The organism is Streptomyces sp. 2323.1 (assembly GCF_900221035.1).
Lineage (GTDB): Bacteria > Actinomycetota > Actinomycetes > Streptomycetales > Streptomycetaceae > Streptomyces > Streptomyces sioyaensis.
The window spans coordinates 7,837,821-7,853,440 of record NZ_LT907981.1; the positions used below are offsets into that span (position 1 = coordinate 7,837,821).

Annotated in this window: 13 protein-coding genes and 1 pseudogene; 6 read left to right on the forward strand and 8 right to left on the reverse strand. The window is 68.3% G+C overall.

Annotated elements, in window-relative coordinates; genetic code table 11:
- The first annotated feature begins 15 nt into the window (after window positions 1-15).
- A complete protein-coding gene (locus CPH93_RS33555) occupies window positions 16-720 on the forward strand; it encodes a class F sortase (protein ID WP_093481569.1) in 705 nt (234 codons plus the stop codon).
- 285 nt (window positions 721-1,005) lie between these two features.
- Window positions 1,006-1,941: a hydroxymethylbilane synthase gene (gene hemC / locus CPH93_RS33560; RefSeq protein ID WP_093488339.1), complete on the forward strand. Its 936-nt coding sequence runs from the start codon at window positions 1,006-1,008 to the stop codon at window positions 1,939-1,941.
- Between the two features lie 88 nt (window positions 1,942-2,029).
- Here the strand turns inward: hemC and CPH93_RS33565 are convergent, their stop codons facing one another.
- A complete protein-coding gene (locus CPH93_RS33565) occupies window positions 2,030-2,434 on the reverse strand; it encodes a nitroreductase/quinone reductase family protein (RefSeq protein ID WP_093481568.1) in 405 nt (134 codons plus the stop codon).
- Window positions 2,435-2,479: 45 nt separating this feature from the next.
- On the reverse strand, window positions 2,480-2,944 hold the full coding sequence (locus tag CPH93_RS33570) for a hypothetical protein (RefSeq protein WP_231977053.1): 465 nt from the start codon (window positions 2,942-2,944) through the stop codon (window positions 2,480-2,482).
- Between the two features lie 441 nt (window positions 2,945-3,385).
- Here CPH93_RS33570 and CPH93_RS36320 point away from each other — a divergent pair, with 441 nt between their 5' ends.
- On the forward strand, window positions 3,386-3,544 hold the full coding sequence (locus CPH93_RS36320) for a hypothetical protein (RefSeq protein ID WP_173909932.1): 159 nt from the start codon (window positions 3,386-3,388) through the stop codon (window positions 3,542-3,544).
- 30 nt (window positions 3,545-3,574) lie between these two features.
- On the opposite strand, the gene CPH93_RS33575 is transcribed toward CPH93_RS36320, so the two are convergent.
- From CPH93_RS33575 to CPH93_RS33595, 5 genes are all read right to left on the reverse strand, one after another.
- Window positions 3,575-3,919, reverse strand: a complete 345-nt coding sequence (locus CPH93_RS33575; RefSeq protein ID WP_096215013.1) for an MmcQ/YjbR family DNA-binding protein — start codon at window positions 3,917-3,919, stop codon at window positions 3,575-3,577.
- A 171-nt stretch (window positions 3,920-4,090) separates the two neighbouring features.
- Complete coding sequence (locus CPH93_RS33580) at window positions 4,091-5,500, reverse strand: DUF2079 domain-containing protein (RefSeq protein WP_231977054.1); 1,410 nt, start codon at window positions 5,498-5,500, stop codon at window positions 4,091-4,093.
- A gap of 393 nt (window positions 5,501-5,893) precedes the next feature.
- A complete protein-coding gene (locus tag CPH93_RS33585; protein WP_436843532.1) occupies window positions 5,894-6,391 on the reverse strand; it encodes a potassium channel family protein in 498 nt (165 codons plus the stop codon).
- A gap of 132 nt (window positions 6,392-6,523) precedes the next feature.
- Window positions 6,524-7,483: a trypsin-like serine peptidase gene (locus tag CPH93_RS33590; protein ID WP_096215015.1), complete on the reverse strand. Its 960-nt coding sequence runs from the start codon at window positions 7,481-7,483 to the stop codon at window positions 6,524-6,526.
- A gap of 154 nt (window positions 7,484-7,637) precedes the next feature.
- On the reverse strand, window positions 7,638-8,876 hold the full coding sequence (locus tag CPH93_RS33595) for an alpha/beta hydrolase family protein (protein WP_096215016.1): 1,239 nt from the start codon (window positions 8,874-8,876) through the stop codon (window positions 7,638-7,640).
- Between the two features lie 273 nt (window positions 8,877-9,149).
- Between CPH93_RS33595 and CPH93_RS33600 the strand changes: the two genes are divergently transcribed.
- Window positions 9,150-10,136 carry an ArsR/SmtB family transcription factor gene (locus CPH93_RS33600; RefSeq protein ID WP_096215017.1) on the forward strand — a complete coding sequence of 329 codons (987 nt, stop codon included), beginning with the start codon at window positions 9,150-9,152 and terminating at the stop codon, window positions 10,134-10,136.
- A gap of 273 nt (window positions 10,137-10,409) precedes the next feature.
- Entirely contained in the window at window positions 10,410-12,245 is a 1,836-nt protein-coding gene (locus tag CPH93_RS33605; RefSeq protein WP_096215018.1) for a glycoside hydrolase family 15 protein, read from the forward strand.
- A 4-nt stretch (window positions 12,246-12,249) separates the two neighbouring features.
- On the opposite strand, the gene CPH93_RS33610 is transcribed toward CPH93_RS33605, so the two are convergent.
- On the reverse strand, window positions 12,250-12,885 hold the full coding sequence (locus CPH93_RS33610) for a hypothetical protein (RefSeq protein ID WP_096215019.1): 636 nt from the start codon (window positions 12,883-12,885) through the stop codon (window positions 12,250-12,252).
- Between the two features lie 366 nt (window positions 12,886-13,251).
- Here CPH93_RS33610 and CPH93_RS33615 point away from each other — a divergent pair.
- Window positions 13,252-15,045: pseudogene (locus CPH93_RS33615) on the forward strand (coagulation factor 5/8 type domain-containing protein).
- The last annotated feature ends 575 nt before the right edge of the window (window positions 15,046-15,620 follow it).

Sequence of the window (15,620 nt, forward strand, 5' to 3'; positions counted from 1 at the left end):
GAAAGGCTCCGTCACATGACCGCCCCGCAGTCGCCCCAGCCGAATTCCCGTCCACCCCGGATCGCCTCCGCGTCCCGCCCCATCGGCCGCGGCCTGCTGTGGTCTGCGGGCACGTTTCTGCTGGGTTCCCTCCTCGTCTACAACTCCGTGGACACCTCGGCAGACCCCAAGCCGCTGTCCCGCCCCGCCGTGGCCTCCTCGGCCACGCCGGGAAGCCGTACGGCCGCCTCCCCGCGGGTCCCCGATCTGGCCCTGCCCCGTTCCGCGCCGAGGCGGGTGTCGATTCCGGACATCGCCGTCGACGCGCCCTTCACCACGCTGACCCTCGGCCCGACCGGCCAGCTCAATGCGCCGCCCGCGGGAGACCGAAATCTCGTCGGCTGGTTCAAGGACGGTGCGTCACCGGGTGAGCGCGGCTCCGCGATCATCGCCGGTCACGTGGACACCAAGACCGGACCGGCGGTGTTCCTGCAACTCGAGTCACTCAAGCAGGGCGCCTCGATCAACATCACTCGCGAGGACGGTGTCGTCGCGACCTTCAAGGTCGACTCCGTGGAGACCTTCAGCAAGGCGAACTTCCCCAACGACCGGGTCTACGCCGACGCTTCCACCGCGCAGCTCCGCGTGATCACTTGCGGCGGCGCCTACGACAGGAAGGTCAAGGACTACGTCGACAACATTGTGGTGTTCGCCCACCTCGCCTCGTACCGACACGCCTGAGCGGGCTCTCCTCGCACTCCGGAGACCACCCGGGCACCGCACGGCAGGCCCAGGCCGACCTCGTCGTCGGCCTGGGCTTCGTCATGGCCCAAGCCCGGGCGGAGCGCGGCCGTGCTCGGTGACCGGGCCTTCGCGCCGGGACTAGGGCGTGTCTTTCGGATCACCCCGGGGAGCTCGGGCTTCGGTTGCCCGGGACATGGTGGGACCGTACCGCGGGGCTGGAGAACGGGTCGAGCCGGGCCTGCTGTGGCCGTCGCACGGTTTCTGACGGTCTATCGTGAGCACATGTCCGCCCCTGAACTGATCCGTATCGTCTCGCGCGATTCGCCCATGGCTCTGGCCCAGGTGGAGCGCGTCCGCGCCGAACTCGGCACGCTGCACCCCGGCATCGCCACGGAGGTCATCCCGGTCAAGACGACCGGCGACCGCTGGATGGGCGCGCTCTCCCAGGTCGAGGGGAAGGGAGCGTTCACCAAGGAGGTGGACGCCGCCCTGCTGGCCGGCGACGCGGACCTCGCGGTGCACTGCGTCAAGGACATCCCGGGCGACCGCCCGCTGCCGGCCGGTACGACGTTCGCTGCCTTCCTGGAGCGCGATGACGTCCGTGACGCGCTGATCCACCCCGGCGGGCTCACCCTCGACGAGCTGCCCGACGGCACCCGGATCGGTACCTCCTCGGTCCGTCGGATCGCCCAGCTCGCGGCCTCCCATCCGCATCTGCAGTGTGTGCCGATGCGCGGCAACGCCAACCGCCGCATGGAGAAGCTCGCGGCCGGGGAGGCAGACGCGCTGCTGCTGGCCGTCTCCGGTCTCGAACGCATCGGCCGTACGGATGTGATCACCCAGATCCTGTCGGTGGACGAGATGTGTCCGCCCGTCGGAGCGGGTGTCCTGGCCCTCCAGTGCCGTCAGGACGACACCGAGACCATTGACGCCGTCAGCGGTCTCGGCCACCCCCGGACGTTCCAGGAGACCACCGCCGAGCGCATGCTGCTGCACGTCCTGCAGGGCCACTGCAACAGCCCGATCGCCGGCTACGCCAGGACCGACCGCCGCGGCGAACTGTCCCTGCGCGCCTGTGTCTTCACCCCGGACGGCAAGACGGTCCTCAACGCACACGAATGGGCCGGCCCGCTCACCCCGGAGACGCTCGGTACGTCCGTGGCCGTCGCCCTGCTGCGGCAGGGCGCCCGCGAGCTGATCGACGGCATCGCGCACTGAGGCTGTGGTGCACGGCTGCCTCGTCGTGCACAGCTTCCGTCGTCTCGGCTTCCGTCGTGCACGAGGGCAGCGGCGAGACCGAGGGGGATCAGCCCGGTCCGTCGATGAGGTCGACCCGGAACGTCAGTAGCTGGGTGCCGACCGCACGTACGGCAGCACTGTTGAGGCGCGGCAAGGTCTTGAGCCGGGCGCGGGCATCGTCGTGTGGGACCGGATGCGCCGTGCCGGCATACCACCGCCCCTTGATCCGGACCCGGACCTGCGGATGCGCCCGGATGTTCCGCACGTACTGCGACCTGTCGCCGTACTCCGAGACGAACCAGAACTCACGCCCGATGCGGCGGCCACCGATCGGAGTCCGCCGGGGCAGTCCGGACTTGCGCCCCTTCGTTTCCAGCAGGGTCTGGCGCGGCAGCCGGGAGAGGAGGGGGTTGCCGATCCTCCTCTGGAACGAGGTGACGGCCCGATACTTGATCTCTTGGTAGCGCGACATGGTGGCTGGCCTCCCGTTCCCGCGGACACCTTTCATGATCCCCCGTCAGGCGGGAGGTGTCTCTTCGGGGCCGTTCGGCTGCCTGACCATGCCGCGCGGGCTGTCGCTTTGCCACGGCACGACAACGACCTGCTCGTCGTCCTCGTAAATGATCTTTCCGGGGTCGGCGGACTCCACCCGTTCGCAGTCCACGTCATGCGCGGCGAGAAGCTCCAAGTAGCCGTCCACCCGCTCGATGAGCCGCACGGCGGAGGTCTTGAACCATGCCACCGCCCCGGGGTTCAGGTCGCGGTCGTAGACGGTGGGATCGACGTGGGAGGGGTTGGTGTAGTGGGCGTCGTACCAGTCGTTCCCGGCGCGCCAGAAGCGGTACTGCTCCTCGCTCAGCCTGCCCTCCCGCGCCAGGCCGTTGGCGAGGGCGAAGATTCCGGGGAAGTGGCCCCGGGGACTGCGCCGGGTCCCCTGAAATCTCACGTACAGCGACTCACCCACGAGATCCCCCTCACTCACGACACCGCCTCCTGTGGCTCCCGATGACTCTCACGGTTCGCGGCATGGACTCATCCTCACTGAGGAAGCCCTGATGGGGCATGGTTCTCGCCAATCCGCGCGCTCCCGGAGCTCGAAGACGGGAAGGCGACGCATCGGGGCACTCAGCCGGTCACTGTTATCTGCTTCACTTGATGCTCCGGCTGGACCCGCCACGGCGCCGTCATACCGGCTCTGTGCAGGGACGATGCGTGTCATCACCACCGGTCTCAGGGGGCGAGCTGATCTTTGCGTGGTCGCCGCGGTCATGACACGATGTCCAGCGCCGCACGGGGGAGCGGCGCATGTGGGGAAAACCTCCCTTTGCGCACCGCATATTCACCGTGGTGCTCCCTTGTTCTCAGGGCGGCAAGAACCTACCGAGCCGCAGCCGAAGAATCACAAGGGAATGGGATTACCGAGATGACCACGTCCACGCACCCCTCCAGCCACACCCCTATCTACGAAGAGCTCGTCGAGGAGCATGGCGATATCCTCGCCGAAGCCCGTGCGGCCGCGGAGCATTCGCAGCTGACGGCGTCCCAGGCACTGGACTGGAGCGATCTCCGCCGTCGCGAATGACGCATCGTTCGCCCTGTCGCCGGCTGCTGCCTAGCCAATTCCGGGAAAGGCATCCAAGAGCCGCGTCGGAGCCGCTTGCTTCCATGAGTCCACGAGGATGTCCCGCAGTTCGTCCATGTCTTCCAATGCGGACAGCCGTACTCGCACCCAATGGGAACCGGCCTCGTGGGGCGGCACCCAGAACTTTTCCGGTTCCGCCGCGATCAATTCCTGCCGCTCATGAATGGGGCATCGCACGGCGACCGATGTCTCGTCGTCGGGGACGGTGAGGAACATCTTCCCGGCGACCCGGAAGGTGGGCATCTCCCAGGCCTCTTTCTCCACCGTCTCGGGCAGGGAAAGGGCGATACGGCGGACATCAGCGGAATCGATCACGCCACCACTTTAGGCGGCGGCACCAATCATGGGCAGCTCTCGGTGGGGCCGTTCATGAGGGAGTGCGTGGCGCGGAGGGATCGGACCGGCGCGCCGGACGGCCCTGCGGAGTGCCCTGAGCCGCTACGGCTGGCCCCCGGGCCGCTACGACTTACGGAGGGCCCCGAGTCGCTACGGCCTGCGCAGCAACGTGATCCCGTCCTCCTCCGCCATCTGGACGTAGCCGTGCGCGCGATAGAGACGCAGCATGCGCTGGGTTTGCGCCACCGGGCAGGGCGTCTTGACGGTCGGATCATGACGGTCCGAGACCACCCAGCGCGGGGGATCGGCCGGGAGGGCGGTCGGTGCCGCGGGATCGGAGCCGGTGCCGAAGCAGACCAGGCTGACGGTGGTGCGTCCCGTCAGCATCGGGGCCAGCCGGTTCGACGCGGCGACGGTGTCGCCGTCGGGGATGCGCGCCAGCAGCCGCTCCGCCGTACGGACATGGGCCGGGGTGCGCCATGCCCAGGGGAGCACCAGGTCGTGGAGCGGGTACACCGCGGCGGTGACCGCGGTGAATGCGGCGGAGAAGGTGAGGAGCCGGCGGCGCCGGGGAGGCGGCACCAGATCCGTCCGCCGGTGGAGCACATCGACGAAACCGGCGAACACGAGGGGCATCAGGATTGCGTTGTAGTGGAAATTCGGCTGCCAGTAGTGCTCGTTGCCGGCCAGCAGCCGCCAGGCGAGCGTGGGCACACACAGCAGCGTCAGGGGAGAGCGCAGGCCGAAGAATGCGGTGGGCGCGGCGAGCATGAACAGCAGCAGCCATTTCATGGGCGGCCAGAACAGGTGCAGTCCGAGAGCCGCGATACCGACGGCACTTCCGGCCGTCGAGGCCTCTCCCGGCATCTGATGCCAGTAGTCGAAGCCGCCACGGGGATTCATGGCAGGCAGCAGAACGAGAATTTCGACCGCCGTCCCCGCTGCACCGATGCATACGACGGCCAGGCCGAGCAGAAGCGGGGAGCCCCGCCGCGTCGTTTCCTGCGTACGGCGTTCGCGCAGTCCCTGCCATGCGATATAGCCACCGATGGCGGCGAGCGTGAGTCCGAGGTCTTCCTTCACCAAGAGGAGGGGCAGCGCCCAGGCGGCGGCCGCCCGCCAACGCCGGTGCCCGAGCGCGGTCACACTGAAAGCGAGCAGGGGCACCGCGAAGCAGATTTCATGGAAGTCCTTGGTGACTCCCGTGACCAGGCCCCATGAGGCGCCCAGTCCGCAGCCCACGGCCAGACCGGTGACCGGTCCGACGGCGCGGTGCGCCCAGCGGGTGAGGGGGTAGCAGGCCAGCGCCATCAGGGCGGCCTGCACCACGAGCAGTGTGACCGAGCTGGGGAAGAGCCGGTACAGCGGGGCGACGAGCACCAGAATGGGGTGGAAGTGGTCGCCGAGGAGATTGAAGCCCGGGCCCTTGAGTTCCACGACCGGGGCCTGACCGTGCGCATAGGCGCGGATGGCCTGCTCGAATATCCCCAGGTCGTAACCGGCGTTGAGCATGCGATCGTTCCGCAGCAGCGACACCAGGGTGTACACAGCAAAAAACACCGCGGTCACGGTCCAGCCCATTGTCTGTGGGCCGGGCAGACGTTTTCCGAGCGCGGTGCCGAAGTCCGAGAGTTTCCGGTCCGAGGGTATTCGCTCGGCCCACGGGCCCCTGAGCCGCTCCACTGTCTCCACCATCGCACCCACCGTCATCGACTCGGAAAAGAACACGGTGTGCTCGCCCCGGCGGAGCGACGGAGTGAGGTGAGCCCGGCCCGCTCGGACGGCGGTACGACCGCCGGAACGCACCGAACGTGAGTGTAACCCCGCGTCCCACCGGGCCAGTTCGACGAGGTAGGGAAAGGGAGCGGGGAATTGCGGCGGAGCGACGGGAGCGGGTCTGGAAAGGGTGGAGGAGACGGGGCGGTGGGTGGTTGCGGGCCGTGCCGGTTCGGCTCAGGTGGTGGAGTGCGGGCCTCTGTCCCGGATCAGATTCTCGACGTGGTCGAAGCGCTCATGCAGGGTGTGCAGCTCCGAGCGGAGTGCCTCCGCGTCCTCGCGGGCATGGCTTCCCACGGTCTTGCCCAGACGGACCAGATCCTGCTCCGCGCGGCCGACGAACCAGGTCGCCAGGGCAGCCGTGATGACACCGAAGGCCGTAATGGCGCTGAGCATCAGCAGGGCAGCGATGATGCGGCCCCATAACGTGACCGGATAGAAATCCCCATAGCCCACGGTCGTGGCCGTCTCGATCGACCACCACAATCCCGTGGGAAAGGACGTGATATTGGCGTGCGGCGCACCGGATTCGGCGACCACGACCAGAGCGGCGCCCCCGAGCAGCACCGCGGTCATGACCAGCGTGACCCAGAGCGCCGCCTGTGCATGAAGCCGGCGCCACGCCTCATTACCGAAGAGGCGATTCAGTACGGACAAGAGAAACGACGGCACCAACGGGCGTCACCTTCCACTGCGGCCTGGTGGAAACCGGCTTTCGGCCATCGCTGACATTAACAGGAGCCGTCTTCATACCCGGATATGTCGCTTCCGGTTCCCGTGTTGGTCAGGAAGCGCGCTCACTTCGTTTCATTGGCTTTGGCGGGGAGTGGCAGGGGGGTCGCCGTGGACGGCATGCACATAAAGCGCCAACGCGTCGACGGTGAAGTACGAGCTGTACGAGACATCCGGGAAGTCACCGCCGGTGTGGTAGCCGCCGATGACGCCGATCAGGGCGTATCCGCTGAAGTCCCGTACCAGGAAGGGGCCGCCGGACGTGCCGCCGATATAGCCCGCGCAGGCAATTTCCAGGAAGTCGCCGGGGGCGGCCGGGTCCGTGCTGGTGTACCGGTGGGTGGAGGAGTTGCAGTCCAGTGGTTTGGGGTGGGTGGTGTCGCTGTTACCGGGATAGCCGATGAGGCGTACGTTCTGGTGGTCGTACCCCGGGTACGGGAGGAGGTCGAAGCCGCCGGTGACGTCCTGGACCTCGGCGCCGTCCTCCCGTGCTGTGAGCCGCACGACGGCATAGTCCCAGCGGGCCCCGCCATTCGTGCCGAGGTCGTAATACCGCTGGTCGAGGTAGATGCGGTCGACGGGGTAGATCCCGTGCGGTTTCAGGCCGTCGTGATACTGCGGCACGAACGACAGATGGCGCTTAGGGTCGGGCGAGCGCAGACAGTGTGCGGCACTGACCGCGAGGTCGCGGTGCGGACTGCGGACGACCGTTCCGCCGCAGAACCGGCCGGTGTTGCTCCCGTCCGTCCAGAAGAAGGTCCCCACCTGGGGGAGGCCGTCGAACGGGTGGCTCGGCGGTGGCGGGTCCGTCGCCGGGCGCGTGGCTCCTGAAGTCCGGGTGACGACGGCTGGTTGAGCCGCCTTCATCCGCTGGGCCGTCCAGTAGGTGTCGGCGGCGGCAGCCGCGGGTCCGGGGCCGCCCGCCGTACCCGCCGCGTGCGCAGGCGTTCCGGGCGGGAGGGCGAGCGACAGTCCGAGAAGCAGGGTGGTGAGCAGCGGGGCGAAGCGGCCGCGTACAGCAATCGGTCTGCTCATGGTCCGAGTCCTCCAGAGGGCACGGCGTACGGCACGAGGGACGTGCGTGAGCGGGCGTGCCATGGTCCTACGGCGGGGAGGCGCCTGGCGAGAGACGGGGCCGGACTACGTGCCGATGAGGTGCTGATTAGCGAGTACCGAGTGCCGAGTGTGGTCAGTGCGACGGGAGATGCCGGGCGAAGAAGGAGTGCACCGCGCTGCGCACCATGGGCACCGATACCGCCGGATCGATCGCCCCGATCAGGGAGTCCCGCTCGACTGTCGTCATCAGCCCGGCGGCCTGCAACTGGGGGGCGAAGACGGCGTAGTCGGTGAACACCCCGTGGGTGGCATTGCTGAGCTGCCGTCGGCGGGTGTGGCTCCGAGGATGGGCGAGCATGGCCGACCAGGAGGGCTCCAGCGCCTGCTTTTCGGGGAATCCGTCGGTGCCCATCAGGAGCAGCGGCCGGTCCACTCCGTAGTGGGCGACCGGGAGGAGCTTTCCCTCCTGGCCCGGCTTCTCCGGCGCGTAGTCAAGGAAGCCCTCCAGATCGATCGCCGCGCCGATCCGCCGGTCCTCGTACATCGTCTGGGCCGCGGTAGTGCCGCCGGCCGAGTGACCGTACATGCCGACCCGTCGCAGATCCAGCGCGTGACCGAGGGCCTCCGGCAACGGGCGCCCCAGTGCGTCCGGGTTCCGGCCGGCTGCCAGCACCGCCAGCTGGTCCAGCACGAACCGGGTGTCCGCGATCCGGGTGCCGACCATGGTGCGGAATACCTTCGGGTCCGTCCGGGGGTCGCCCCGGAACACGGTGCGGCGGACCTGCTGTCTTCCCGTCCTCGCGTGGGGGAACTCGACCTCGCTGCCATCGCCGGGGTGGTCGATGGTCACCACCACGTAGCCGCGGCTCGCCAGCTCCTCGGCGAGCCCGGTGCCCAGGGTGCGCGGGTCACCCCCGCCCGGGCTGTACAGCAGCACCGGTCGTCGTACGGGCTGTGCGGGCGCACCCGTGTGCGCGTGGGTGCGGGTGGCCGCCCAGTTCACCCCGGTCGTCGGCAACTCCCGGTGGAAGAGCGGGTCGATGTGGGGGAGAGCCGCGGCGGCACCCGCGGCCATCTGCGGCGCGATCGGACAGCCGCGGACGGTGCGGGCCGGATAGAACACCGAGACCATGACCTCCCGTACGGGGAGGGGCTCCCATGGATCGCGCCGGGAGCGGTCGACCAGATACAGCATGGTGACCCCGATGCGGTGCGGGCCGCTCGGCGCCGGCAGTCGCAGGGTGACGTCGTCCGTGGTGGGTGCGGGGCGTGCCGGGTTCGCGGACTGTGCGCGGGCGAAGCCGCCGCCGACGAGCAGTAGGGCGGCCGCGGCGGCCGCCGAGGTGACGGTCCGTCGGCCCACCTCGGCCACGCCCGTGTCCCCGGGGGCGACAGTGTGGCGCCGCTCAACTACCGAGGAGCGGTCTGCCGGTTCAGTGTTGCCTGCCTTCTTGCGGAACATGACTCTCCCCTTGTGTCTGTGACGTCGTACTCGTGGTGCTGTGACGTCGTACTTGCGCCGTGCGGCGGCCCCCTGAGTGAATGACGGAAGGGGGCATGACCTGGAGGCTGGCATGCGGCGGGGAGGGCAGACCATCGTTTAGGCCCTGCCCTGAACGATGGCGCAGTGCCACGAGGGGGAGTAGTGATCCGGATCCATTTCACGGCGGCCGACTTCGCCCAGGTCCGGTTCGCGCCCCGGCCGGCCCCGTTGCTGGAGCTGAATGTGGCCCTGATGAAGATGGCCCTTCCGGAGGACGAGGTGCTCTTCGGCCGCTGGCGACGGCGGCTGCTCCGGTCCTTGCCGCTCGCCGTCCTGCCCCTCAAGGACGTGGTCCCCGGGACGGTGCCACCCCTCTTCCTCGACATCTTCAACGGCACACTGACGGAGGGGTGGGAGACGATGCGGGCCACTCCACCGGACGTGGTCCGCGCCGAGCTCCGGCGGGCCTACGCCGGGCAGCCGTCCCCGGCACCGTCCTGGATCCGCGCGCTGTACCGGGGCGAGGCCGGCGCCTGGGAACCTCTCCGGCGCGCCCAGCACGCGGCCTTCGAGACGGCACTGCGCCCCGTGTGGCCGCTGGTGCAGGACCTGCACCGGACGGAGTTCACCCGTCATGCGCTGGCCGTGGCCGAGCACGGTATCGGCGCCGCGCTCACCGACCTCGTTCCCGGTACCCGACTGCACGGGGACGTCTGGGAGTTGGCGGCGCCCGTCGAGCGGGAGGTCAGGCTGGGCGGGCGCGGGGTACTCCTGATGCCCACCTTCCACTGGACCGGCCACCCCCTCCTTTCCGACCTGCCCGACCGCCCCGTGACCGTGACCTATCCGGCCGGCCCGGGCCTGCCGCTTCCGCCGGACGGGGCGGAAGACGCGGACCAGGCGCTCGCCGCGGTGCTCGGGCGGACCCGTGTGGAGATGCTGCTTCTGCTCGCCGAGGAACACACCACCAGTGGGCTCGCCCGGCGGCTGGCCGTCAGCAATGCCACCGCTTCCGCCCACGCCACCGCGCTGCGCGGGGCCGGTCTGATCACCACGGTCCGCGCGGGCCGGTCGGTCCTGCACCGGCGCACCGCCCTGGGGAGCCTGCTGGTGCAGCGACACAGTGGAGGGGGGAACGCGTATGGCTGACCGTGCGCGACGGCCCGTCACTCACCGTATCTCTTGCGCGGGCGCGGCCGGTCGAGGCCGATGGTGAAGCCCGCGAGCGGCAGGCGCTGCCGCTGCGGTTGCCGATCCCGATGGCGGAGCCCGTGCGCGACGGGTGGATTCGGGTGCCGACGCCACCCGTATCCACCCGGCACCCGCTCGCTCGCCGCCCGCAACCACCGGGAGGTAACCTGAATCCACTGGTTGATCCACTGTGATCCGCTGCTTCTGCTCCTCAGTGCCGGGGGAGGTCTGATGACCGCCGGTGTGAGTCTCCGCCCCAGCAAGGCCGATGCACTGCGCTATACGCCCATCGCCGAACACGGTCTGATCGGCGATATGCGGACCGCTGCGCTCGTCGGTACCAACGGCACCATCGACTGGTATTGCTGTACTCGATTCGATGCACCCAGTGTTTTCGCCGCGATCCTGGACGCCGATCGTGGCGGGGCCTTCGAACTGGCCCCGGAGGTGCCCGCGCGGACGAAGCAGTTCTACTTCCCCGACACCAATATCCTGATCACGCGATTCTTCGCGGACAACGGTGTGGGTGAGGTCCAGGATTTCATGCCGATCGTCGACGACTCCCGTGAGGCGGACCGTCACCGGCTGATCCGGCGGGTGCTGTGTGTCCGCGGATCGCTGCCGTTCAGTGCCCGGGTCGCTCCCCGCTTCGATTACGGGCGCAGTACCCACACCGTGCATGCCCGGCAGGGCCATACGGTCTTCGAGTCCCCGAGGCTTTCCCTCGCGCTGACGTCCAGCGTTCCGGTCGAGATCGATGGGCCCGACGCCCGTTCCTCGTTCACGCTGAGCGAGGGGGACACCGCGGTGTTCGCGCTCGACCGGATCGGCGACGGCGTGGAGCTGCGAGCCTGCCCGGTCATGGAGGCGGAGGAACTGTTCGGCGCCACCGTGCACTATTGGCGCCGCTGGCTGTCGAAATCCCGTTACCGGGGACGCTGGCGGGAGATGGTGCACCGCTCCGCACTCACCCTCAAGCTCCTCACGTACGCGCCGACCGGCGCCATCGTGGCCGCTCCCACGACCAGCCTGCCCGAACAGGTCGGCGGCGAGCGCAATTGGGACTACCGCTATGCGTGGGTGCGCGACTCCGCGTTCTGCATCTATGCACTGCTCAGGCTGGGCTTCACCGACGAGGCCAAATCCTTTGTGCACTTCCTGTCCGAGAACATTTCCCCCCGAGGCGGCCCCGACGCCCCCTTGCAGATCATGTACGGCATCGACGGCCGCAGCGATCTGCCGGAGAGCGAACTCCGCCATCTGGAGGGCCATTTGGGCTCGTCCCCCGTACGGATCGGCAACAGCGCCGTCAACCAGCTCCAACTGGATATCTACGGTGCCCTTATCGACTCCCTCTACCTCTACGACAAATGGGGAGAGCCGCTGTCCAGCGAGCACTGGGACACCGTGGGCACTCTGGTCAACTGGGTCTGTGACAACTGGGATCAGCCGGACGAAGGCATCTGGGAGACCCGCGGCAAAATCCAGAACTTCCTCTACTCGCAGCTGATGTGCTGGGTCGCCATCGAACGCGCGATACGGATCGCCACCCACCGGGGCCTGCCCGCGGACATGCTCCGCTGGTCACGGGCCCGCGACGCGATCTACCGGCGGATCATGGAGCGTGGCTGGTCGCCCGAGCGGAAGGCATTTGTGCAGCACGAGGGCGACGATGTCCTCGACGCCTCGGTGCTGATGATGCCGCTGGCCAAGTTCATCTCTCCCACGGATCCGAAATGGCTCTCCACTTTGGACGCCTTGGGCGAGGAACTGGTCTCCGATTCCCTGGTCTACCGCTACGACCCACGCCACAGTCCGGACGGGCTGCGGGGCGAGGAAGGCACCTTCTCGATCTGCTCGTTCTGGTACGTCGAAGCGCTCTCCCGCGCCGGCCGGGTCGACGAGGCCCGCCTCGCCTTCGAGAAGATGCTCACCTACGGCAATCACCTCGGGCTGTACGCCGAAGAAATCGGCCACACCGGCGAACAGATCGGCAACTTCCCGCAGGCCTTTACCCACTTGGCCCTCATCAGCGCCGCCTTCAACCTCGACCGGGCCCTGGGCTGATCCGTCAGGCGTGGAAACCTCCCGCCCACGCCACCAGGGCAACGGCACCGTCCAGCACGGCTATCACGACACCGGCGACGGCCACCATTGCCAGCACCTCGGCCACCGTGTCACGCCATGACCTGATGGTGCGCTGCTGATCCTTCGGGGAGTCGAAGGCCTGGAACAGGCAGAAGGCCAGCACGCTCAGGGTCAGGCCCAGCTTCCAGCCCAGGGACAGCGCCGGCCCCAGACCGGTGGCCTGGTACGTCTCTGCGTCCGAGCTTCGGCGCATGGTGATGGCCGCACCGTCCGCGTAATTGTCATCGGCGTCGTCCAGTTGCTGATGAGACACGTCGTCGGGGTCGTCGTCCGCGGTGAAGGTGCCGTTGCACACGTACCGGGAATTGCGGCGACTGTCGTCCGCGTCGTAGCAGTGCGCCACCTTGTAGCTGCCCGGGGTGCCGGAGAGGCCGGTGGCAAGCGCCAGGTCTCCGGTGAACGTGACGCCCCAGAAGGCCGCCTCGACGGCCACGAAGAGACCGATTGCCCACCCGAGGATCCGCCAGGTGCGCTTGCGCTCCGGCTGCGGTGTCGCCCGGCCCTTGTTGCGGTCCGTGCTCTTCCGCTGTGCGGCCTGGTTCTGCTTTTGCTCGTGCATGTGCTGCTGGCGCTCCGTCGTCCTCGGGGCGGGGCCCGGCGCCCCCGGACATGATCGCATTACTGGGGTCGGCCGCTCATCTCCGGCCGCCGCCGATCTGGCCGGGTTCACGTCGGGCGGTGGGGATGAGCGAGCGTCCTCGCCCCCGTCCTGCCGACATCCGGTGAACGCACCGCCTGCTGCGGAAGCACCGTGATATTGGGACCAACTGCACTACAGCGGTGGTCAATTGAGGTGAAGTCAGCTTCCCGCGTCGATTCTCCGTCAGAACTCTTGACGCCCCCGTCACACAGGATGAACATGCATCGGGCAAGAGAGCGCTCCCATGAACGTCGACCGTTCACTTCCTGAATCAGGAGAGCTGCTATGCCCACACCCCCCGCAGACGCCACCGCTCCCCGTACGCCGAGGCCCGCACGCCGTAGCGTGCTGGCCGCGATGGCAGCCGCGCTCCCCGCCGCAGGTTTGCCCCTCCTGCCCGCCCGTGCCTCCGCGGCGCCGTCCGCCGGCGCGCTGCCGGGCGGGGGCGACCTCGGCCCGAATGTGCTGGTCTTCGATCCCGGTACGCCCGGTATCCAGGGCAAACTCGACGAGATCTTCAAGCGGCAGGAGAGCGCCCAGTTCGGCGACGGGCGCTACGCGCTGCTCTTCAAGCCGGGCACCTACAGCGGCCTGAACGCCCAGCTCGGCTTCTACACCTCGATCGCGGGACTCGGACTCTCGCCCGACGACACGACGTTCCTCGGCGATGTGACCGTCGACGCCGGGTGGTTCCACGGCAATGCCACCCAGAACTTCTGGCGTTCCGCAGAGAACCTCGCCCTCCGTCCGGCCAACGGCACCAACCGGTGGGCCGTGGCGCAGGCGGCACCCTTCCGGCGGATGCACGTCAAGGGCGGACTGAACCTGGCGCCCGACGGTTACGGCTGGGCCAGTGGCGGCTATATCGCCGACAGCCGGATCGACGGCACGGTGAGCCCCTACTCGCAGCAGCAGTGGTACACCCGCGACAGCTCGGTGGGCGGCTGGGCCGGCGCCGTCTGGAACATGGTGTTCTCAGGAGTCGAGGGAGCCCCCGCGCAGAGTTTCCCCGACCCGCCGTACACCACGCTCGACACCACCCCGGTCTCTCGCGAAAAGCCCTTCCTCTATCTCGACGGGGCCGACTACAAGGTCTTCCTCCCTGAGAAGCGCGCCCACGCCCGCGGCACCACCTGGGGCAACGGCACACCGAGGGGCTAGTCCGTCCCCCTTGACCGGTTCTACGTCGCCAAGCCCGGCGTCGACGCCGCGACGCTCAATGCCGCGCTGGCCCAGGGCCTCCACCTGTTGCTCACACCCGGGATCTACCACGTCGACCGGCCCCTCGCGGTGCAGCGCGCGAACGCCGTGGTGCTGGGCCTGGGGTACGCGACCCTCGTCCCGGACAACGGTGTGACGGCGATGAAGGTCGCCGACGTCGACGGTGTGCGGCTCGCCGGGTTCCTCATCGATGCCGGCCCGGTCAACTCGGCCACGCTGCTGGAGGTCGGCCCCGAGGGGGCATCCGCTGATCACGCCGGCAATCCGACGACCGTGCAGGACGTGTTCCTCCGGATCGGCGGGGCGGGCCCCGGCAAGGCCACGACCAGCATGGTGATCAACAGCAACCACACCATCGTCGATCACACCTGGGTCTGGCGGGCCGACCACGGGGACGGTGTGGGCTGGGAGACGAACCGGGCCGACTACGGGGTCCGCGTCAACGGCGACGACGTACTGATGACCGGTCTCTTCGTCGAGCACTTCAACAAGTACGACGTGGAGTGGCGCGGCGAGCGGGGGCGGACGGTCTTCTTCCAGAACGAGAAGGCGTATGACGCGCCCAACCAGGCCGCGGTGCAGAACGGCAGCACCAAGGGGTACGCCGCGTACAAGATCGCCGACGGGGTGGCCACGCACGAGGCGTGGGGCCTGGGCAGCTACTGCTACTACAACGTGGATCCCACCATCCGCCAGGACCACGGCTTCGAGGCACCGGGCACGCCGGGTGTGCGGCTCCACAACCTGCTGGTGGTCTCCCTCGGAGGCAAAGGCCAGTACGAGCATGTCGTGAACGGCATCGGCGCTCCCACGTCTGGTACCTCGACGGTGCCGTCCACGGTGATCTCCTATCCGTGAGCCCCGACTCCTGACCCCGGTGGCCTCATGAGTCTTGCCGGCCTTGCGGGGGGGGGGGGAGGAGCGGATGCAGCGGCGCCTACCGGGCACGGGCAATCCCGGATAGTGAGACATAGCAGTTATTTACGGTGATGTGCGTTTCTTCCGAATTCGGCGCCCGTCCGTGGTGGGGGCGGAGTGCTTCGGGAGCAGGTGGGGCGCTGCGCAGCTGCCCTGACTGCGGTCGTGGGACGACAGGAAGGGGCGTTCTTGTACCCCTCTGTCCGTGAAGCAAACCAGGGGATTTCCCGATTGCTTACGGCGGATATGGGCAAGCGGTTATCCGGAGGATGATGGCAGTGGTTCCCCTTCTTCCGTGCTGTCTGAGGCGCTCATCTCTTTCGGCGCCCGCATCACAAGGAAGGAATGGGGTCGTGTCGGTGAGCTGATGCGCCGTACGGCTGCCGGGCCCTCAGGGTGTTCCGCAGTGCCATGGCTGTCCTGACCCGCAAGGGCAGGACCGGGTTCGAGCTGATCTTTCCGAACCTTCGCGACGAGCATGCCATTTCGTCCGACATGGAAAATATGTGGTTGAT

Coding starts and splice junctions, on each gene's coding strand:
- CPH93_RS36320 (WP_173909932.1), top strand. CDS start 3,386: ATGACCACGTCCACGCACCCCTCCAGCCACACCCCTATCTACGAAGAG.
- hemC (WP_093488339.1), top strand. CDS start 1,006: ATGTCCGCCCCTGAACTGATCCGTATCGTCTCGCGCGATTCGCCCATG.
- CPH93_RS33605 (WP_096215018.1), top strand. CDS start 10,410: ATGACCGCCGGTGTGAGTCTCCGCCCCAGCAAGGCCGATGCACTGCGC.
- CPH93_RS33555 (WP_093481569.1), top strand. CDS start 16: ATGACCGCCCCGCAGTCGCCCCAGCCGAATTCCCGTCCACCCCGGATC.
- CPH93_RS33590 (WP_096215015.1), bottom strand. CDS start 7,483: ATGAGCAGACCGATTGCTGTACGCGGCCGCTTCGCCCCGCTGCTCACC.
- CPH93_RS33565 (WP_093481568.1), bottom strand. CDS start 2,434: ATGTCGCGCTACCAAGAGATCAAGTATCGGGCCGTCACCTCGTTCCAG.
- CPH93_RS33610 (WP_096215019.1), bottom strand. CDS start 12,885: ATGCACGAGCAAAAGCAGAACCAGGCCGCACAGCGGAAGAGCACGGAC.